Origin of the sequence: Flagellimonas beolgyonensis, assembly GCF_003992615.1 — a bacterium.
Classification (GTDB): domain Bacteria; phylum Bacteroidota; class Bacteroidia; order Flavobacteriales; family Flavobacteriaceae; genus Flagellimonas; species Flagellimonas beolgyonensis.
This window is the reverse complement of sequence record NZ_RZMY01000013.1, coordinates 536,256-557,494: the sequence shown is the minus strand read 5'-3', so window position 1 is coordinate 557,494 and position 21,239 is coordinate 536,256. Positions and strand designations below refer to the sequence as shown.

The window sequence follows — 21,239 nt, the reverse complement described above, 5'->3', positions numbered from 1 at the left end:
ATCACAGTTTTTGGGTCGCTATGTAAAAGTTTTTATCGATGGTTATCGTGTTGCCTTCAAGCTTTTCTGTCTTCCATTCGGAATTGGGAAAAAGCCAATGTTCCTTGTCCTCCACAAAAACACGGATGGGCATATCAAAGTCCTTTACAATATCCACATAACGATAGGTGATGGTGCCGTTTTCCGATTTGTATTCCAGTTTTGGGATCAGGGTAGTGCGCAAGTATTGATCAAAGAAAGCGGAAAGGTCTTTCCCTGTTTTTTTGCTGATATAATTTTCAATCTGCTCCGTGGTCACCGTCTGATGGTAAAAATCCTTGTTCAATCCTCTTAGAATTTGTAGCCATAACCCGTCATCCTCTATCAACTGTCGCAGTGTATGCAACATATTGGCCCCTTTGTAATACATATCCCCGGAACCGCTTTGGTTTACGTTGTAGGGTCCAATAATGGGTCTATCGTTTCTGATGTTTGCGCGCGTACCGATTACATATTCCTCGGCCGCTTTGGTGCCAAAATGATAATCGAGGTACAGGTTTTCCGAGTAGGCCGTGAAACCTTCATGGATCCACATATCGGCAATGTCTTTGTACGTAATGTTGTTGGCAAACCATTCATGGCCCGCTTCGTGGATGATGATGAAATCAAACTTCAAACCCCAACCGGTCCCGGAAAGATCACGTCCCAAATAGCCATTTTCGTATTGATTGCCATAGGTTACGGAGCTTTGGTGTTCCATACCCAAATAGGGCACTTCCACCAACTTGAAACCGTCCTCATAAAAAGGGTAGGGGCCGAACCAATGCTCAAAGGCCCGCAACATCATGTCGGTTTGGGCGAATTGTTTTTTGGCTTTCTCCAAATTTTCGGGCAGGACATAGTAATCCAGATTTAACATGCCTTTTTCACCTATATAGACTTCGTCAAAATGAACATAATTGGCCATGTTCACGTTTACTCCGTAATTATTGATGGGGTTGTTCACAAACCAGTGGTAGGTTTTAAAATCGCCATTTTCTTCCACACTTTCCAGTTTGCCGTTGGACACATCCATCAAATCTTTGGGAACGGTCACGTTGATGCGCATGCTGTCCACTTCATCGTACATGTGGTCCTTGTTGGGCCACCAAACACTGGCACCCAATCCTTGGCATGAGGTGGCCACAAAGGCATTGCCCTGTGCATCCTCTTTCCACGAAAAACCGCCATCCCAAGGGGCTCGTATCGCTTCCCTGGGATAGCCGGAATAGGTGATTTTGATTTCATTGTAGTCACCGGGCACCTGCTTTTTCTTCAAATGAATGAAATGGGCATTCCCCTCGGAAATCACTTTCAGTTTTTTGCCTTCTTCAGTTACCGATTCAATTTTCATGGGTTCCTGCAGGTCAATTTGAAGGATTTTGGCAGGTTCCATCACTTTGTAACGTACCACATTGTAACCGGATATGAACTTTTTGTCCGGCTCCACTTTTACATTGAGGTCATAATAATTCAAATCCCACCAAGCACGTTCGGGGGTAATGCTGCCCCTCAAGGTATCCTGCCTGGTAAAATTCTGGGCCAAGCCCGTTCCGACCCCGAATAGAAGGGCCATCATCAAAACAATGTGCTTCATCATAAATGTTCTTACCTAAAAACCTTGTTCGGGAAAACCACGGGACTTTCATGCCCATCTTTTCCTACTGCAGCTACCCCAAAAAAGTAATTGTCCAGAACAATGCCTTCCAAAACAAATTCATTTACATCGCCCACATAGCGCGCATGGTCCCAAGTTGGCGAGGTGGTGTCTCTCCAGTATATTTTATAGCCTACGGCACCATCCACCTTGCTCCAGCGCAATTTGGCGTTCGGTTCCACGATTCCGCCGATTTCAACGGTCTCGGGTGCTGGTGGTGCCCAGGCCAAAGAGGCCAGATTAATGGCATTGACAGCCGTCAATTTTTTGGCATAACCGAAGTTGACATGCTCCAAAACATCACCATAGGCAATGCCGTCTTCAACACGGATATCTTGGTGCTGTTGAGTATAGTTTTCATGGGCTTCCATAATTCGGATACCGGCAAAACCTGCATCATTAAAGGGTCTGTGGTGACCTCCTCTGCCAAAGCGATCTAAACGGTAGATCATCATGGGGTTCATTTCGGGCATATAGGTTTTGGTGGTCTTGTACACATATCGGGCCAATTGACGGGAAATACCGTCGACCTCACCTCCATAAAATCGTCTTGCGCGTCGCTCTTGTTCCGTTTCCGTTGGTGGAACAGGCTCGGAGAAAATTCGGAAATCTCTGTTGCTTACCACACCATCCACACCGGTAATGTTTCCGATCATGTCGTTGTTCAGAATACCGATGATGTCCCATCCTTTTTCCTTGGCATATTCGGCCAATCCCTTACCACCATAAAGACCTTGTTCCTCGCCGGACAGCCCAACGTAGATGACACTGCTCTCAAATTGGTATTTGGACAGTACACGAGCCGCCTCAATGGTGCCGGCCATTCCACTGGCGTTGTCGTTGGCACCCGGGGAGTCGGAGGTAAAGTTGGTAGGGTCGCTCACACGGGAATCGATGTCGCCGCTCATAATGATGTAGCGGTTGGGGAATTTGGTCCCTCTTTGGATCGCCACCACGTTTACCACCCACACGTCGTTTACAATTCGGGCATTATCGCCCTTGGGAATCAGGTTTTTTTGGTAGAATACCTCCAAGCAATCATTACATTCCGAGGAGATTTTTTCAAATTCGGATTTGATCCATCGTCTGGCAGCACCAATTCCACGTGTTTGGGAAACCGTGTCGCTCAAGGTATGGCGCGTTCCAAAATTGACGAGTGTGGTCACGTCATTTTTGATACGTTCCGCCGAAACGGAGTTGATAATGTCATAAATTTTCAGGTCGGTTTGTGCATGGAGTAGGGGCATGCTAAGCAATGCGACCAAAAGGGGGTACAATTTCTTCATGTTGATAAGGTTTGATTTTCAATTTGTATACCAGTGACCCAAAATGGGTCTATTAACGTGATGTGGAAGTCGTATTAATTTTTACCTGTTGAAAGTAGAAAAAAAGAACTCAACGTAAAAATGTAACTTTTACAATTTTGCCATTTTCCACTTCATAAATGGCTACGGCACTTATTTGGGAGCCGTTAACGGTTACATATTCCTCATCAATTACTTTATTCCCGATTACAATACGGTTCTTGATTTCACAATGGAGGTCCGGTGTACTTTCAAAAAATCCCATGTATTGGGCTTCCATTGGCCCTTTTCCTTGAGCAATTAATTGATTGGGAAAATTGAACAGTTGTATGTTTTCGGCATAGGTGTCCATAAATGCATCAATGTCGCGGGCATTATAGGCATCCAATTGTTGTTGCACTACTGTCTCGGCATCTGATATTACTTGCTCTGAGAAGATGAATGTCATTGAAGAAATCAATCCATTTTGGACTTCATAAATGGCAACTTGATGACCTTCATTTCCATCGACAAATGTTTTTTCTTCATCGATAATTTTATTAGCTATAGATATGCGTTTAACTACTTCAACACTTGAATTTTTGGTATTAGCAAAAAACCTTTCATAATTTTCCAGCATGGCATTCTTACCTTGATACATAAGGCTACTAGGAAAACGCTTTACAGTAATGCCCTCGGCAAAGCATGCTATAAACGCGTCCAAATCACGACTGTTGAACCCATCTACCTGTAATTCTGCGATTTGGGTTGGTGAAACTTCGGTAACAAGCGCAAATCTTTTTCCATTTGGACTTACGGCCATTCTGGAAATTTTAAAAACCTGGGCTTGATCAAAAACATGGAAATCCTGCCATTTGTTTGTTTGCTCAGGATTATACATGGCAATTTTGTTGTTATTTGGCACCAAAAGAGATCCATTTGGCAGCCAGGTCATATCATCGACCTTTAAAAGAAAATTTAAAATAATTTCTGTTTCAGCAGTTATAGGATCTAATGATTTAAGAACTGTTTTTTCATCTTCATAATGGGTTTTATCCAAATAACTTATTAGGTTTTCACCCGGAATTTTATGAAGGGACCTCCCCACATTTTTTTGAACGGTACGGGTTGAATTATCCTTAAAATTGATGATTACCAAATCCATTCGATTTTCAACCAGAACGGTGGCCACAAGTATATCCTTGTTGAACCAAACATGATAGCCGATCTTTAAATCGGACAGTGGTGTGGATGCCCCAGTTTTTAGGTCATATTCGTAGAGGCGTTGCAATCCATCCAAATCCAAGCGTATGGCGGATACCGCATTTTTGCCTGGAATCCGTAGTGGGGAGTACTCGCTTCCGGTTGGGGTGTTGGTCAACCATTTGTAGGTACTTCCCTCGTTGATGTTCAATTGCCGGATATCGGTCTGATCGGCCCGAGTAGAGGCAAAGAGCACGGTGTCATCATCCCAAAAGGAAGGTTGGTTGTCATACCCATCGTTATTGGAGATGTTTTTGGGATTGGTCAACATGGGTTTTCCATCGGCCATTTCCAAATCGAAGAGATAAACTTCGGTACTGGCCTGGGCAACTACTTTGCCGCTAAAGACCAAGCAGGCCAAAAATAACAATCGGACTATCATTACTGTGTAAATCGATTTAAAAGTTCGCGAACCCTTTTGGTACTTTCCACATGGTATTTGGCATGGGTCTTTTTGAGGCCCACTTTCACCGTTACCGCCGAATCGGGCAATTCTTGAAACATGAACTCGTCCGTCCAATCGTCACCAATGGCAAAAACAAAGTCATAATCATCATCTGCCATCATACGTACCGCTGCTCTGCCCTTGTTTACATTGCTGCTTTTCACTTCCATGACCTTGTTGCCGTTCAGCACACTAATATCGTCATTTCCGATAAGACTTCGCAGAACCGTATTCAACTCCGTGGCCCTTTTTTCTCCAAAATCGGGGTCGGTATTTCGATAATGCCAAGCAAGGGAGTAGTTCTTTTCTTCGATGAAGGAACCTGGGGTCCGATCCACAAAAGATTCCAATACGGGCCGTATTTTACCCATCCAGTCACTTTTAACTTGTTCCAGCATTTTAAATTCTTCCCCATTTTTTGAAATCCATACGCCATGCTCAACGATCATGTTGTACTTTTTGGGTAGGAACCACTTCCCAAAGGTTTGCTTGTCACGGCCGCTGATCAAAAATAGGGTGGTGTTTTCCTGTTGCTGCAGTTGGTCCAAAAGTGCATAAAGTTCTTCATCAGGGGATGCTTTTTGGGGATCTTTATGAAATCCGACCAATGTACCATCATAGTCTAAAAACAACAAGCGCTTTTTGGCTTTGGTATATTGGTTTTCCATGGAATCCAAGATAGCGGTGGATATTTTTTCCGAAACATAGGCTTTGCCCACATCCCTTTTCTCATTCAGTGCAGTCATGAATTCATTGGCCCAGACTTCCACATTATAGCGTTCCAATCGATTCTGAAGAAAGGAATTACGTGCAATCTGTTCATCCTTGGGCATATGAATCGCCTGCCTAAGGGTATCCGCTTGTTCCTCAAAATTATTGGGGTTGATCAACAGTGCTTCGTTCATTTCATAGGCAGACCCGGCCATTTCACTTAAAATGAGCACCCCGGTCTTGTCGGTCCGGGTAGCTATATATTCCTTGGCCACCAAGTTCATCCCATCACGTAACGGGGTCAACCAGGCAATGTCGCTGGAGGTATACAGGTCAATAAGGCTGTTAAAAGGCAATGAGCGGTAAAAATACCAGATGGGCGTCCAGTTTACGGTAGAAAGTTCCCCGTTGATTCGTCCAACCAGCTCATCAATTTCACGTTTCAGCAATTGGTATTGGGGCACATTGGAGCGTGAAGGCACGGCCAAAATGATCAAACGGACCTTTTCTTTGTATTCGGGGTATTTGTTCAGAAAATATTCAAATGCATTGATGCGTTTGGCGATGCCCTTGCTATAATCCAATCGGTCTATGGAAAGGATGAGCTTGGTATCCGGTGCAGAGGCCTTATGGCTGTCCAACCGCTCCTGAAGATCACTGCGTTCCTCAATGCTTTTGCTATCATGGGCAATCGCAGCATCCTTGAATTTTTTATAATCGATGCCCATGGGAAAGGAATCCACCTTGATGACCCTGTTATCCAGATAGATTTCATTGAAACTTACATCCAATCCCAACAATCGTCTTACCGAACTTAAAAAATGTCGCTCATAATCGTAGGTATGAAAACCGATCAAATCGGACCCCAATAAACCTTCCAACACTTCTACCCTCCAGGGCATGGTCCTAAAAATTTCGTAGGACGGGAAAGGGATATGTAAAAAGAACCCAATGCTGGTATCGGGACGTTTTTCGCGAACCATCTGTGGTACCAGCATCAATTGGTAATCGTGTACCCAAATGGTGTCATCTTCATTGGATTTTTCAATAATAGCGTCAGCAAACTTTTGATTTACTGCTTTGTAGGTGTCCCAAAAATCCAATTCGAATTCGGTGTATTCCATAAAATAATGGAACAAGGGCCAAACCGTCCGGTTACTGAAACCGAAATAAAATCCATCCACTTCCGAAGCAGTCAGTTTTACCTTGGCACAGCCATGTTCTGCCAATGCCTTGTCGATATCTAGTTCCAGTTCTTCCGGGGTCTCCTCATTCGTCAAACCAGACCAACCGATCCAAAGACTTTCTCCGCCGCTATGAACCGATTTCATTCCAGTGGCCAAACCACCCACACTTGGTATTGCATTGATGGTTCCATTGCTAATTTGTAATTGAACGGGTAATCGATTTGAGATAATGATAGTTTTGCCCATAAAAGGATGGTTTTGCAAGATTTTAGTTCATAGTTTCTTTAAATTTCGGGAAATTCGACCGCAAAACCAATTTGTGTTAACCCTTTTAGGAATATTTGATCTATGGACAACCTTAATTATGGAATAATAGGTAATTGCAGAAGTGCGGCCCTTATATCGTACAAGGGATCGTTGGACTGGTGCTGTTTGCCGGAGTTTGATTCCACTTCCGTATTTGCCAAACTTCTCGACGAAAACAAAGGAGGGAGTTTTGAAATAGTTCCCCAAGGCGACTATACAATCCATCAGGAATATTATAAGAACACCGCTGTTTTGGTTACTCGTTTCACCGAGGGAACCAATATTTTTGAGTTTCACGATTTTATGCCCCGTCACCATAAAATGAACGGGAAATATAAGGCCCCACCAGAAATCATACGTTATGTGAAGTATATCTCCGGCAATCCCAAGTTTGCAGTAAAGTATGATCCCCGATTGGAATATGGAATAGGTGAGACCTCGCATTTTGTCAAGAAGGATTTTATTGCGAGCCTAACCCACGAAATGAAATATGACACCCTGTTCCTATATACGTCCTTCAACAAAAACAAAGTGTTGCAAGGGGAGGTGCTCACCTTAAAGGAAGATGGGTATTTTTTGATCTGTTACAATGAAAAGATCTTTAAGCCCACCACCGAAAAAATGGCCCTGGAACTGGAGCGTACACGAGTATATTGGTTGGATTGGGTGGACAAAACCCCGACCTATAAGAAATTCAATGAACAGATCATTCGATCGGCCATTACCCTAAAAATGCTCACCTACGATAAAACAGGGGCGGTGCTTGCCGCAGCGACCACTTCGCTTCCCGAGACCATCGGGGAGGTGCGCAATTGGGACTACCGCTTCTGTTGGATCAGGGATGCCTCCATGGCCATTAAGGTAGTGTCTGAGCTCGGCCATAAGAACTCCGCTAAACGTTTCCTCCAATTCATCATCGACCTGATGCCCGACAAGGATGAAAAATTGCAGATCATGTATGGCATCAATAAGGAAAAGACCTTGACCGAAAAATCGTTGGACCATTTGGATGGGTATAAAGGATCCAAACCGGTGCGCATTGGAAATGCCGCGTACATGCAAAAGCAGAATGACATCTATGGTATTTTGATGGATGTGATTTACGAACAGATACTGTCCTTTAGCAACGATATTGAAAACATCGAGGAACTTTGGAGCATTACCAAGGGAATTGTATGGATCGTGAACAAACACTGGCAGGAGCCCGATAAAGGTATCTGGGAATTTAGAGGCGAGGACAGACATTTTACGTTTTCGAAGGTATTGTGTTGGGTAGCCATCGATCGTGCCATAAAAGTGGCCCGGATGTTCGGTAAAACCCATAAAATTGAGAAATGGGTGTCCTTGGAGCAAGAAATTAAGAAGGATATTCACGATAAGGCATGGAACAGTGATGTAAACGCCTTTGTGCAATCCTATGGGTCGCGCCATTTGGATGCCTCGGTTTTATTGATGGAATCCTACGGTTTTATCCATGCCCGAGACCCCAAGTTTGTAAGCACGGTACGGGCCGTTGAGGAAGGTTTGAGCAATGATGGGTTGTTGTACCGTTACAAAAATGAAGATGATTTTGGCCTGCCATCGTCTTCCTTTACCATTTGCACGTTTTGGTTCATCAATAGTCTGTTTAGGATAGGAGAGGAGGAAAAGGCCCTTGCGCATTTTGAACGACTCTTGAGCTATAGCAACCATTTGGGACTCTTTAGTGAAGATATCGATTTTAAGACCAAGCGATTACTGGGTAATTTTCCACAGGCCTATTCCCATTTGGCATTGATTGAATGCGCCATCAATTTTTCCAATAAGGACCGGGAAGACCGCATCATGGAATCCATCAGTTAAAAAAAACGCCCCTAAAAAGGGGCGTTTTCAAATCCATCTGGGTTTTGAAGCCAGCATTTATTTGAATTAGTCAAAGGTATACCCGTTATCAGCGGCCACTTTATCGGCAATTTGTGTGCGAAGGGCCACCACATTGGGTTGGTTCGTGTATTTGGTGAATCGTTTCAATCCCATCAACATCATGCGTTGTTCATCCCCTTCAGCGAAGGATACAATGGCTTCCTTGGCTTTTTGTTGGATGATGTCCACCGCTCTGTACAAGTAAAGTTTGGACATGGCAATTTGTGTGGCTTGGGCCTCTTCACCAAAGCGTTTGGCGTTTTTCTCGGTTCTTAAAATGGCGGATTCGGCCATGTATACCTGAATCAGAATATCTGATGCAGCCATCAACAAAAGCTGGTGCTCTTCCAAATTTGGACCGTATTTCTGCACGGCGCTTCCGGCAACCATTAGGAACACTTTTTTCAATCGGGCTACCAAATCTTTTTCTTCGGAAAGCAGCTCCGAAAAATCAGGGGTATCAAAGGAAGGTATTCCCATGAGTTCTTCTCCAACTGCAGTAGCTGGGCCCAAGAGGTCCACATGGCCTTTCATGGCCTTTTTCACCAACATGCCTACCGAAAGCATTCGGTTGATTTCGTTGGTTCCTTCATAAATTCTTGATATACGGGCGTCCCTCCATGCGGATTCCATGGGTGTATCGGCGCTAAAGCCCATACCACCAAAAACTTGGATACCTTCATCTGTGGTGTGCTGAACGTGTTCGGAAACGGCCACTTTCAAGATGGAACATTCAATGGCATATTCCTCTACACCTTTCAATTCGGCTTCTTGGTGGGTATTTCCACCAGCAACACGCATTGCGATTCGGTCCTCAATGTTCTTGGCAGCTCTATAACAAGCAGATTCGTCCACAAACACATTGGTGGCCATATCGGCTATTTTGGCCTTAATGGCACCAAAGTTTATAATCGGCGTCTTGAACTGGATACGTTCGTTGGCATATTTGGTGGCCTCGTTCACAATTCGGCGTTGTGCCTCTAAACAAGCGGCCGCCAACTTGATACGTCCTACGTTCAAGGCGTTCATGGCAATTTTGAACCCATTACCCCTTTCGGACAACATGTTTTCAACAGGTACCTTGGTGTCGCTGAAGAACACTTGGCGGGTAGAGGAGGAGTGGATACCCAATTTTTTCTCCTCATCACCTAAGGTGATACCATTTTCGGGGTCGTTTTCAACGATGAAACCTGTAATGTATTTATCATCTTCAATACGGGCAAAAACGATGAACATATTGCAGAATCCAGCATTCGAAATCCACATTTTCTGCCCGGTGATGCTGTAATATTTGCCATCATCGGACAAAACGGCTTTGGTCTTTCCTGAGTTGGCATCGGAACCAGCACCCGGTTCTGTTAAACAATAGGCGCCAAACCATTCGCCGGTAGCCAATTTGGGCACGTATTTTTGTTTTTGCTCTTCTGTGCCATACAGGGTGATCGGTAAAGTGCCGATTCCGGTATGGGCACCAAAGGCCGTACTGAAAGACCCAGTTGCACCGGATATGTAGTCACAAACCAACATGGTGGAAACGAATCCCATACCCATACCACCGTACGCTTCGGGAACGGCAACGCTCAAAAGCCCAAGTTCACCTGCTTTTTTCATACATTCTTCGGTGTAGGCGTAGTCTTTTTTCTCAAAACGTTCCCAATGTGCCCAAAGTTCCCGGTCTACAAATTCTTTGGTGCTTTCGCGCATCATTTTTTGTTCTTCGGTTAGGTCCTCCAAGGTGAAAACGTCCTCACATTTGGTCTCCTTGACCAAAAATTGACCTCCTCTCAATATGTCTTTTTCCATTGTATCGCTCATGGCTGTAGTTGTTTAGATTAATAGATTCAAGAATCAAGAGCCAAGACTTAAGTGTCGAGATTGAATTGAAAACTTGAAATCATTTTTTGTACTTGTCTTATTTTATGTTCTAATTTTTCAAATATTTCCTTCGAGATATATTGCTCATTCAACGCAATGATCAATTGGGTTTCCCATTCAAAGGCAGAGCCTAAGCTAATTTCAAGGTAGTTCCGAAAATGCTTGTCGGAACTTTTACTGGAGCCTTCGGCAATGTTAGATGGAATTGATATTGCACACCTATTCATCTGACTTGTCAACCCAAACTTTTCAAAATCAGGGAAGCTCCTTGTAATTTTATAAGATTCTGATACCAAGTCCATGCTCTCTTTCCAAATTTTCATCTTCTTGAAATTGTGCATGGTGTCCTTGTTCTAGAATCTAAATATCTTGGTTCTTAATTTAAGAATTCAAATATGCCTGCGGCCCCTTGTCCGGTTCCCACGCACATAGTGACCATTCCGTATTTACCTTTCATCCCTCGTTTCCGCATCTCATCAAATAGCTGCACCGATAATTTGGCCCCGGTACATCCGAGTGGGTGACCCAATGCAATGGCTCCACCGTTCACATTGATGATATCCGGGTTCAGGCCAAGCTCACGGATAACGGCCAATGATTGGGAGGCAAATGCCTCGTTCAACTCGATAAGGTCAACATCACTTTGTTTAAGTCCGGCTTGTTTCAAAGCTTTTGGAATTGCCTTAACGGGGCCAATACCCATGATACGGGGCTCTACACCTGCAGCGGCATAGTTGACCAAGCGCGCAATGGGTTCAAGATTGAGTTCTTTTACCATTCCCTCGCTCATGACCATCACAAAAGCCGCTCCATCGCTCATCTGGGACGAATTACCTGCTGTAACGCTTCCACCTGCTGCAAATACTGGTCTCAATTTGTTCAGTGTGGCTACATTGGTGTCGGCTCGTGGTCCTTCATCTTTATTGACGGTGTAGGTATTCGTTTCTTTTTTACCTGCAGCATTCACAAACGTGTGTTCTACTTCAATGGGAACAATTTGGTCCTGAAAACGATTTTCAGCCTGTGCCTTCAAGGCTTTCATGTGGGATTGATAGGCAAATTCATCCTGATCTTCACGGGAAACCTTGAATTGTTGGGCCACTGCTTCTGCTGTCAGTCCCATTCCCCAGTAATAATCCTCATGACCTTCTTTGGCCGTAGCATAATCCGGAGTGGGCTTGTAACCCCCCATAGGAATGTAGCTCATGCTTTCCGCTCCACCGGCAATAATGCAGTCGGCCATGCCAGATTGTATTTTTGCTGTGGCAATACCGATGGTCTCCAATCCGGATGCACAGTAACGGTTTACGGTTACTCCAGGTACATCTTCCACGTTGAGTCCCATCAAGGAAATAAGACGGGCCATATTCAAACCTTGCTCGGCTTCGGGCATCGCATTACCAACGATAACATCGTCGATACGTTTTTTATCCAAATTAGGAAGCTCTTTCATCATGTATTCGATGGTCTCCGCTGCCAGTTCATCAGGCCGTTTAAAACGGAACAAGCCTCTGGGCGCCTTGCCCACTGCGGTTCTGTATGCTTTTACTATATATGCTGTTTTCATTTTTCTTTTTGCTTTTTAGATTCAAGAACCAAGAGTCAGGATTTTGTGTCTTGGCTCTTTTGTCTTGATTCTTGTGTCTAATTCCTCAACGGTTTACCAGTTTTCAACATGTGTTGGATGCGCTCCAAGGTCTTTCTTTCGGTACAAAGGGAAAGAAAAGCTTCACGTTCCAAATCCAAAAGATATTGTTCCGTCACCATGGTGGCTTCCGAAAGGTCTCCACCGGCCATCACATAGGCCAGTTTGTCGGCAATTTTCTTGTCGTGTTCCGAAATGTAGTGCCCGGCTTCCATGGAATCGGTTCCGACCAGGAACATACCTAGGGCTTGTTTTCCCAGCACTTTGACATCTTTACGTTTTACAGGCATAGTGTAACCGGTTTCGGCCATCAATTTGGCATGGGCTTTAGCCGTAGCTATTTGTCGGTCTTTATTGACCACCACTACATCCTTGCCTTTTTGCAATACGCCCAAATCAAAGGCTTCATACGCAGAAGTAGATACCTTTGCCATTCCTATGGTCAGAAAATATTCCTGGAGCACGTTCAACTCCACATCGTTCTTTCTGAACGTATCGGAAGCACGAAGGGCCATTTCCTTGGAACCACCTCCACCAGGTATTACACCGACACCAAATTCCACCAAACCGATGTAGGTTTCGGCAGCGGCTACAACCTTGTCGGCATGCAAGGAAAGTTCACATCCTCCGCCAAGGGTCATGCCATGAGGGGCAGCAACTGTAGGTATGGAGGAATAGCGCATGCGCATCATGGTATCTTGGAAGTACTTGATGGCCATATTCAATTCATCGTATTCCTGTTCCACAGCCATCATAAATATCATTCCAATGTTGGCGCCCACAGAGAAATTGGCTCCTTGATTGCCAATAACCAAACCTTGAAAATCTTGTTCGGCCAAGTCTACAGCCTTGTTCAATCCGGCCAAAACATCACCGCCAATGGTGTTCATTTTGGATTGGAACTCACAATTGAGGATGCCATCGCCCAAGTCTTCGATGACCACACCACTGTTCTTGAACACTTCCTTGGATTTTCTGATATTATCCAAAATGATGAAAGCATCCTGACCAGGTACTTTTTCCATGGCCTTTTTGGGAATATCGTAGAAATAGGTGGCTCCATCTTTTATAGAATAGAAGGAATTTAAGCCAGCACCCTTCATATCCGCAACCCAAGAAGCGGCTTCCAAGCCTTCTGATTTGATGAATTCCAAACCTTTGTCCAAGCCAACGGCATCCCAAATTTGGAAGGGACCATGTTCCCAGCCGAAGCCGGCTTTCATGGCATCATCAATTTTATACAGTTCGTCCGTAATCTCTGGAATACGATGTGTTACGTAAGCAAACAAGGCGCCGAAACTTTTTCGGTAAAACTCACCGGCTTTGTCTTTTCCACCAACAAGCACTGGAAAACGGTCAATCACCTTATCGATGGTCTTGGTCAATTCCAAGGTGGCGAACTTGGCGCTTTTCTTGGAACGGTAGTCCATGGTGTCCAAATCCAGGGTAAGGATTTCACTTTTGCCATCACTGCCGGTTACTTTTTTATAGAATCCCTGTCCGGTTTTGCTTCCCAACCATTTGTTGTCCATCATGGTTTGGATGAAATCGGGCAACTGGAACAGTTCATGACGCTCATCATCGGTGCAGTTCTCGCTGATTCCGTTCGCCACATGCACCAAAGTGTCCAGACCAACCACATCCACAGTTCGGAACGTGGCCGATTTTGGTCTTCCGATCACCGGTCCGGTCAATTTGTCCACTTCTTCCACGGTCATACCAAGGTCTTTTACCGCATGGAACAGACTCTGGATACTGAAGATTCCGATTCGGTTGCCAATGAACGCTGGGGTATCTTTAGCCACCACGGATGTCTTGCCCAAATACTGTTCACCATATCCGTTCAAGAAATCCAAGACTTCTTGCGACGTTTTTGGACCTGGAATGATCTCAAACAATTTTAAATAACGTGCTGGGTTGAAGAAGTGCGTTCCACAGAAATGCTTTTGGAAATCGTCACTACGCCCTTCGCTCATAAATTTGATGGGAATCCCAGAGGTGTTGGAAGTAATCAAAGTACCTGGCGTTCTGTGTTTGTCCAGGGTTTCAAACACTTGTTTTTTGATATCCAGACGTTCTACGACCACTTCAATGATCCAATCCACCTTGGCCACTTTGGAAATGTCGTCTTCCAAGTTTCCTGTGGTGATTCGACCAGCAAATTTTTGATGGTAAATAGGGGAGGGCTTCGATTTTAGGGCTGCTGCCAAAGAATCGTTCACCAATCTGTTTCGAACCACTTTGTCGTTCAAGGTAAGCCCCTTGGCCTTTTCCTTGTCGTTGAGCTCGCGTGGAACGATGTCCAGCAGTAGAACCTCGACCCCAATATTGGCAAAATGGCAGGCAATGCCACTTCCCATGATACCCGAACCGATTACGGCAACTTTGTTGATATGCCTTTTCATGTGCGCGTTTGTATGTTAATTATTAGTTGTTTTGATATAGATTTTTTTATCGGTAATAAGCTTATTGATCACATCCATCGTCTTGAAAAAACCACTGAGGTCCTGTGCGGAAACATGTTCCTTTACTACCTCATTAAATCGGAGGACCACATCTTTTGATCCTTCCCTTTTTTCCAACCCGAGTGGTGTAAGATAAATAAGAACGCCTCTTCCGTCGTTTGGGTTGGGCTTTCTTTCTATGTAACCTCTTTCCTCAATGGTTTTCAATATCCTGGACAAGCTTGTGGCTTCCATCCCCATTTTGGGTCCCAAGGTGGTACTCGGTGTACCGCCTTTTGGGTCAATGCTCAACAAGGTAAAGCCAATGGCCATGGTAAGGTCATAGTTTTTGGCCTCTTCATTGTACATTTTGCTTACCGCTTGCCAAGTGGCCCTCAGGGCGTGGTCAATGGTCAAATCTTTCATAAAACCAGTTTGGTGTTTCCAAATATATAAAAATTTATTATGCATGCATAATAAATTTCGGTTAAATGAAGAACAATAATTTAATAGATACTTGGAAGGCTTAGGGCCGAACTTAGTGATCAGATTTCCGAGATTCTTCGCCCCCCTTCGACTACCTGCCCGTCCGGCAGGCGGGCGCTCAGGGTAACAGCTCAGAATGACAAGCATTTTGGATAATTGGATAGTTGGATAACTGGATTGTTGGTAAATTAAATTATTGATTCTTTTGTCCTGATTCTTGGGTCTTGCCTCTTTTAGCAATTATAGATTCTTCACTGCCCACCTATCCGACAGGCGATGTTTAGAATGACAAAAGCTTCGCGAAAACTTTAAAAAGAGATTTCTCGTCAGCTCTTTCTACTCCGCTCAGGATGGCAGCTCGACAGAAGAGTTGATTAGTGTTTATTGCACCTTGTTAACTGTTCATTGTTGTTTGAACATTGATTAGTGTCCATAAATATCATTGTACAGATCTAGGTACTTTTCCTTGATGATCTTTCGCTTCAATTTCATTGTTGGGGTCAAATGACCACCATCTACGCTCCACAGGTCGGGGGTTAGTCGGAACTGCTTTACTTTTTCCCATTTGGCAAATTCCTCGTTGGCATGGTCCACTTCTTCTTGGATACGGGCGATTACCTTATCGTTGGTCACCAATTTATTGTTATCGGAAACTTCAATATCGTGTCGTTTGGCCCATTCTTTCACAAATTCAAAGTTGGGTTGAATCAAGGCGGCTGGCATTTTCTCCCCTTCGCCCACTACCATGATCTGTTCGATAAAGCGGGATTGTTTGAATCGGTTTTCCAGTAGTTGTGGAGCCACATACTTGCCGCCCGAGGTTTTGAACATTTCCTTTTTTCTGTCGGTGATGCGCAGGAAGCCATCGGCATCCACTTCGCCTATATCACCAGTGTGAAAGTATTCCCCGGTCATCACTTGGGCGGTTTTCTCGGGGTCTTTGTAGTAACCCATCATTACATTGGGACCCTTGCACAGAATTTCACCATCTTCAGCAATTTTCACCTCGACACCATCAATGATCCTACCCACGGTTCCTATTTTCCATCCCCGGTTGCGATGGTCGTTCACTGCAATCACAGGGGAAGTCTCGGTAAGACCATACCCTTCCATAACGGGCATGCCTGCTGCACCGAAAATACGGGCCAATCTGGGTTGCAGGGCCGCGCTACCGGATACCATGGTCTCCAAATTGCCTCCCAATCCTTCCTTCCATTTGCTAAAGATCAGTTTGCGTGCCAATCCGAGACGTTTTTCGTACCACCAACCGTTGGCGCCGTACGGCTCAAATTTCAGTCCGAGTTCCACAGCCCAGAAGAACAGTTTCTTTTTAATTCCGGTCAACAAAGCACCTTTGGCGATGATGGCGTCGTACACTTTTTCCAACAATCGGGGTACCACCGTCATCACATTGGGTTTTACCTCTTTAATGTTGTCACTAATTTTTTCCAATCCTTCGGCAAAATGGATCTCAATACCGCAATACTGGTAGAGGTACAGGATCATACGTTCAAAAATGTGGCATACCGGTAAAAAGCTCAATGCGGTCCCACCTGTTTCAAAAGGCACCCGTTTTTCACTGGAAATCACATTGGAAACAATATTGTGGTGCGACAACATCACGCCTTTTGGTTTTCCGGTCGTTCCCGAAGTATAGATGAGCGTGGCCAGGTCTTCCGGTTTTACGGTCTGCTTCAGTTGTTCCACTTCCTCTTGGTTGGAGGTATCCGCACCTTGCTCCAAGACTTCGTTCCAGTTGCGGCAATTGCCCAGCTCATCAAAGGAGTAGACTTCTTGTAAATTTTTGAGATTGGAGCTTACCGCCAACACTTTTTCCAATACTTCGGCACAGGATACGAAACAAAATTTGGCCTCGGAATGGTTTAAAATGTATTCGTAATCCTCTTCTGAAATCGTTGGATATATAGGTACGGTCTGTGCAGCAATCTGCAATACGCCAATATCCATGATGTTCCATTCGGTACGGTTGGTCATGGAGATAATGGCAATCTTATCGTTGGGCTTTACACCCATTCGGAGCAAGGCACGGCTTACCGCATTGGCCTTGTCCACGTATTCTTGGGTGGAGGTTGCTACCCATTTGCCATTGGATTTGGTGACCAATGACTTTTCTAGCGGGAATTTTTCCAGTTGATAATACGGGAAATCAAAGAGTCGGGTAACAGTTTGCATAGTAAGTTTTATGTTAAGCGATTGCAAATTAGCAAATCAGACCTTAACAAAGAAACAGAATTAACAATTACCCCATGTAATTTTTGCAAAATTCCCAACAAAGGGCGCCTAACGTCCTCTATTTTAAGGATTCTACAATTTCTCCAACCATTCCCTGGCGTTTACAAAAGCTTGCAACCAAGGTGAAACCGCGTCCTGCCTATCCTTTGGATAGTGGGCCCAGTTCCATGGGAACGTGGAACGTTCAATGTGGGGCATGGTCACCAAATGTCGCCCTGTTTTGTCGCATAGCATGGCCGTGTTGTAATCACTGCCGTTCGGATTGGCTGGGTACCCTTCGTATCCATATTTGGCAACAATATGGTATTGATCTTCGGCATGCGGTAAACTGAATTTACCTTCACCATGACTGATCCAAACACCAAGGGTCGTACCCGCCATGTTCGACAGCATCACCGAGTTGTTCTCTTGGATTTTCACCGAGGTGAAATTGCTCTCGTGCTTGTGCGAATCGTTATGGGTCATTCGCCCGTGCGTCTCGTGTTCCGGATTGATGAGATCCAATTCCATGAACAATTGGCAACCGTTACAAATCCCAACAGATAAGGTATCGGGTCGGGCAAAGAAATCTTTTAGGGCCTTGTTTGCTTTTTCATTGTATTTGAAGGCTCCGGCCCAACCTTTGGCACTGCCCAGCACGTCGGAATTGGAAAATCCACCCACGGCACCAATAAATTGAATGTCTTCCAAGGTTTCCCGTCCTGTGATCAAGTCGGTCATGTGCACGTCCTTCACATCAAAACCGGCCAAATACATGGCATTGGCCATTTCGCGCTCGGAGTTACTGCCTTTTTCCCTTAGAATGGCCGCTTTGGGTCGATTTGTCTTTGGAACGTGAGGTAAGTTACCGGTAAAATCTTCAGGAAACTGGTAGCTCAAAGCCTGTTCTTTGTAATTGTCATAGCGCTCTTTGGCCAAACCGTTCGCAGTTTGCTTATTGTCCAATAAATAGGAGGTTTTGAACCAGGTATCCCGCAAGGATGGAATGTTCAAGCCGATTTCGACCCCATTGTTTTTGACACGAAGGGTGCCTTCGTTGGATGGGCTTCCGATATTGTTGAAGGAAATACCCGCTTTTTCGAGTATTACTTCGATAGAGGCATCCTTCGCTTGAATGACCACCCCGGCATTTTCGGCAAACAATAATTTGATGGTGTCTGTTTCTCCGATGGAAGTCAAATCCAGATTGGCTCCCAAATCGGTATCGGCAAAACACATTTCGAGCAAGGTGGTGATCAATCCTCCCGAAGCGACATCGTGTCCAGCCAAAATATGACCTTGCTTGATCAATTCTTGTAAGGTGTCGAATACGGTCTTCACATACGCGGCGTCCAATACTTTTGGTGCTTCGTTCCCAATACCGTTCAATATTTGGGCAAATGACGAGCCACCCAATTTGTGGCTATCTTTGGAAAGGTTGATGTAATACAAATCCCCTCCCTCTTTTTGAAGCACGGGTTCCACCACCTTGTTGATGTCGTTACAATGTGCAGCAGCAGATATGATCACTGTACCTGGGGACAAAACTTCCCCGTCCTTGTATTTCTGTTTCATGGAAAGCGAATCCTTTCCAGTGGGCACGTTAATGCCCAGGGCAATGGCGAAATCCGATAGGGATTCCACAGCTTTGTACAAGCGGGCATCTTCCCCTTCGTTACGACAGGGCCACATCCAGTTGGCGGATAGGGAAACCGATTTTAGGCCATCTTTAAGCGGTGCCCAAACAATATTGGTCAAAGCTTCCACCACACTGTTCTGGCTTCCGGCAACAGGGTCTATAAGTCCAGAGATGGGCGAGTGTCCAATGCTGGTGGCAATGCCATCCTTTCCTTTAAAATCCAAAGCCATTACCCCGCAATTGTTCAAGGGCAACTGCAAAGGTCCGGCGCATTGTTGTTTGGCCACACGACCACCCACACATCGGTCCACTTTGTTGGTCAACCAATCCTTGCAGGCCACGGCCTCCAATTGCAACAGTTGTTCCAGATAATCGTGAAAATGTTCCAGGGAGTAGGACAGCGCAGGGTAATTGACTTGTGCGGTTTTGTCCTCCATGATGGTTTTCGGGGAGCTGCCGAACATGTCCGAAAGGTCCAAATTCATTGGGGTTTCTCCAGTGGTACCCGAGGTGAATTTAAAGGTGTGGTCGCCGGTCACGGTTCCCACGTTGTACATGGGAGAACGCTCTCTGTGGGCAACGCGGTCCAAAAGGTCCAAATCTTTTTCACCGATCACGAGACCCATACGTTCTTGGGATTCGTTGCCGATCAATTCTTTTTTCGATAGGGTAGGGTCACCAATAGGCAGCTTGTCCGTATCTATGGTTCCACCGGTTTCTTCAACCAATTCCGACAAACAGTTCAAGTGGCCCCCTGCACCGTGATCGTGAATGGAAACAATAGGGTTATCATGACTCTCCAACAATCCACGGATGGCATTGGAAGCCCTTTTTTGCATTTCGGGGTTGGAACGTTGTACGGCATTCAATTCGATGGCGGAGCTGAATTCCCCCGTATCTGCACTGGATACCGCGGCGCCACCCATTCCGATGCGGTAGTTGTCACCACCTAGAACGACTATTCTGTCTCCCTTTTTCGGGGTATCTTTCAGCGCTTGGTCGATTTTGCCATAACCGATACCACCCGCCAACATGATGACTTTGTCAAACCCCAATTTGCGGGCTTCTTCTTCATGTTCGAAGGTCAATACGGAACCGGCGATCAAGGGTTGCCCAAATTTGTTTCCAAAATCGGAAGCCCCATTGGAGGCCTTGATCAAAATATCCATGGGGGTTTGGTACAACCATTCTCTCTCTTGCATGGCTTTCTCCCACGGACGGTTTTCTTCCAAACGAGAGTAGGAGGTCATGTACACAGCCGTCCCTGCCAATGGCAATGATCCTTTTCCACCCGCCAAACGGTCTCGGATTTCCCCGCCGGAACCTGTCGCGGCACCATTAAACGGCTCCACGGTGGTCGGGAAGTTGTGGGTCTCAGCCTTTAGGGAAAGCACGGATTCGAACTCCTTTTCTTCGTAAAAGTCAGGCTTGTCGGCACTTTTTGGCGCAAACTGCACCGCTTTTGGGCCTTTAACGAAGGCCACGTTGTCTTTATAGGCCGAAACAATATCGTTGGGGTTCGCTTCGGAGGTTTTTTTGATCAATTTGAATAGGGAAGAAGGCATTTCTTGGCCGTCGATGACGAACGTGCCGTTGAAGATTTTGTGCCTGCAATGCTCCGAATTCACCTGGCTGAAACCGAACACTTCCGAGTCGGTCAATTTGCGGTCCAATTTTTTGGAAAGACCTTCCAAATAGGCCACTTCCTCATCGCTCAGCGCCAAGCCTTCCTTTTGGTTGTAGGCGGCAATGTCATCGATGTCCAAAATCGGTTCCGGAACAATATGGATGTTAAAAATATCCTGATCCAAACGCTTGTATTTTTGGGAGAGCATGGGGTCGAAATCCGTAAAACTCTCGGCAACGGCATGGTATTCCTCAATCCGTACAATGCCCGATACGCCCATATTTTGGGTAATCTCTGTGGCGTTGGTACTCCACGGGGTGACCATGGCGGCACGGGGGCCAACAAAAAAGGCGTCGAGTGACGCCGCTTCTATCTTAGGTTGGTTGCCGAACAACCAAGTCAATTTTTCAATGTCTTGCTGAGAGAATTCCTGTGTGGTCTGGACGGCAAAAACCTTGGTCGCCTTGTCCCCAAAAAAATGGATCATACAATTGGTGCGTTGAGCGGTTTAAGAAAGTG

12 protein-coding genes are annotated in these 21,239 nt (G+C 45.3%); 1 reads left to right on the top strand and 11 read right to left on the bottom strand.

The features are described from left to right. Nucleotide 1: 1 nt before the first annotated feature. From EO131_RS09265 to EO131_RS09250, 4 genes are all read right to left on the bottom strand, one after another. Entirely contained in the window at nucleotides 2-1,615 is a 1,614-nt protein-coding gene (locus EO131_RS09265; protein ID WP_127021416.1) for a M1 family metallopeptidase, read from the bottom strand. An 11-nt stretch (nucleotides 1,616-1,626) separates the two neighbouring features. Then, nucleotides 1,627-2,961 carry a M28 family peptidase gene (locus EO131_RS09260; RefSeq protein ID WP_127021106.1) on the bottom strand — a complete coding sequence of 445 codons (1,335 nt, stop codon included), beginning with the start codon at nucleotides 2,959-2,961 and terminating at the stop codon, nucleotides 1,627-1,629. Between the two features lie 109 nt (nucleotides 2,962-3,070). Then, nucleotides 3,071-4,603 (bottom strand): nuclear transport factor 2 family protein, encoded by a 1,533-nt coding sequence (locus EO131_RS09255; protein ID WP_127021104.1) that lies wholly within the window; start codon nucleotides 4,601-4,603, stop codon nucleotides 3,071-3,073. Next, nucleotides 4,603-6,810, bottom strand: a complete 2,208-nt coding sequence (locus tag EO131_RS09250; protein WP_127021102.1) for a bifunctional alpha,alpha-trehalose-phosphate synthase (UDP-forming)/trehalose-phosphatase — start codon at nucleotides 6,808-6,810, stop codon at nucleotides 4,603-4,605. Before EO131_RS09250 ends, EO131_RS09255 begins: the two co-directional genes overlap by 1 nt. 102 nt (nucleotides 6,811-6,912) lie before the next feature. Between EO131_RS09250 and EO131_RS09245 the strand changes: the two genes are divergently transcribed. Then, on the top strand, nucleotides 6,913-8,712 hold the full coding sequence (locus EO131_RS09245; RefSeq protein ID WP_127021100.1) for a glycoside hydrolase family 15 protein: 1,800 nt from the start codon (nucleotides 6,913-6,915) through the stop codon (nucleotides 8,710-8,712). 66 nt (nucleotides 8,713-8,778) lie between these two features. On the opposite strand, the gene EO131_RS09240 is transcribed toward EO131_RS09245, so the two are convergent. The 7 genes from EO131_RS09240 to purL all read right to left on the bottom strand — a co-directional run bounded on the left by EO131_RS09240 (nucleotide 8,779) and on the right by purL (nucleotide 21,207). Continuing rightward, entirely contained in the window at nucleotides 8,779-10,587 is a 1,809-nt protein-coding gene (locus EO131_RS09240; RefSeq protein ID WP_127021098.1) for an acyl-CoA dehydrogenase family protein, read from the bottom strand. Between the two features lie 47 nt (nucleotides 10,588-10,634). Beyond that, nucleotides 10,635-10,970, bottom strand: a complete 336-nt coding sequence (locus EO131_RS09235; RefSeq protein WP_241243814.1) for a four helix bundle protein — start codon at nucleotides 10,968-10,970, stop codon at nucleotides 10,635-10,637. A 53-nt stretch (nucleotides 10,971-11,023) separates the two neighbouring features. Further along, nucleotides 11,024-12,214, bottom strand: coding sequence for an acetyl-CoA C-acyltransferase (locus tag EO131_RS09230; protein ID WP_127021094.1), 1,191 nt, complete (start codon nucleotides 12,212-12,214; stop codon nucleotides 11,024-11,026). 77 nt (nucleotides 12,215-12,291) lie between these two features. Continuing rightward, nucleotides 12,292-14,697, bottom strand: coding sequence for a 3-hydroxyacyl-CoA dehydrogenase/enoyl-CoA hydratase family protein (locus EO131_RS09225; protein WP_127021092.1), 2,406 nt, complete (start codon nucleotides 14,695-14,697; stop codon nucleotides 12,292-12,294). A gap of 15 nt (nucleotides 14,698-14,712) precedes the next feature. Further along, nucleotides 14,713-15,162, bottom strand: a complete 450-nt coding sequence (locus EO131_RS09220; protein ID WP_127021090.1) for a MarR family winged helix-turn-helix transcriptional regulator — start codon at nucleotides 15,160-15,162, stop codon at nucleotides 14,713-14,715. A gap of 483 nt (nucleotides 15,163-15,645) precedes the next feature. Next, entirely contained in the window at nucleotides 15,646-17,415 is a 1,770-nt protein-coding gene (locus EO131_RS09215) for an AMP-dependent synthetase/ligase (RefSeq protein WP_127021088.1), read from the bottom strand. A 132-nt stretch (nucleotides 17,416-17,547) separates the two neighbouring features. Continuing rightward, nucleotides 17,548-21,207 (bottom strand): phosphoribosylformylglycinamidine synthase, encoded by a 3,660-nt coding sequence (gene purL / locus EO131_RS09210; RefSeq protein ID WP_127021087.1) that lies wholly within the window; start codon nucleotides 21,205-21,207, stop codon nucleotides 17,548-17,550. Nucleotides 21,208-21,239: the final 32 nt, after the last annotated feature.

Coding starts and splice junctions, on each gene's coding strand:
- EO131_RS09265 (WP_127021416.1), bottom strand. CDS start 1,615: ATGAAGCACATTGTTTTGATGATGGCCCTTCTATTCGGGGTCGGAACG.
- EO131_RS09255 (WP_127021104.1), bottom strand. CDS start 4,603: ATGATAGTCCGATTGTTATTTTTGGCCTGCTTGGTCTTTAGCGGCAAA.
- purL (WP_127021087.1), bottom strand. CDS start 21,207: ATGATCCATTTTTTTGGGGACAAGGCGACCAAGGTTTTTGCCGTCCAG.
- EO131_RS09220 (WP_127021090.1), bottom strand. CDS start 15,162: ATGAAAGATTTGACCATTGACCACGCCCTGAGGGCCACTTGGCAAGCG.
- EO131_RS09215 (WP_127021088.1), bottom strand. CDS start 17,415: ATGCAAACTGTTACCCGACTCTTTGATTTCCCGTATTATCAACTGGAA.
- EO131_RS09245 (WP_127021100.1), top strand. CDS start 6,913: ATGGACAACCTTAATTATGGAATAATAGGTAATTGCAGAAGTGCGGCC.
- EO131_RS09235 (WP_241243814.1), bottom strand. CDS start 10,970: ATGAAAATTTGGAAAGAGAGCATGGACTTGGTATCAGAATCTTATAAA.
- EO131_RS09260 (WP_127021106.1), bottom strand. CDS start 2,961: ATGAAGAAATTGTACCCCCTTTTGGTCGCATTGCTTAGCATGCCCCTA.
- EO131_RS09225 (WP_127021092.1), bottom strand. CDS start 14,697: ATGAAAAGGCATATCAACAAAGTTGCCGTAATCGGTTCGGGTATCATG.
- EO131_RS09240 (WP_127021098.1), bottom strand. CDS start 10,587: ATGAGCGATACAATGGAAAAAGACATATTGAGAGGAGGTCAATTTTTG.
- EO131_RS09230 (WP_127021094.1), bottom strand. CDS start 12,214: ATGAAAACAGCATATATAGTAAAAGCATACAGAACCGCAGTGGGCAAG.
- EO131_RS09250 (WP_127021102.1), bottom strand. CDS start 6,810: ATGGGCAAAACTATCATTATCTCAAATCGATTACCCGTTCAATTACAA.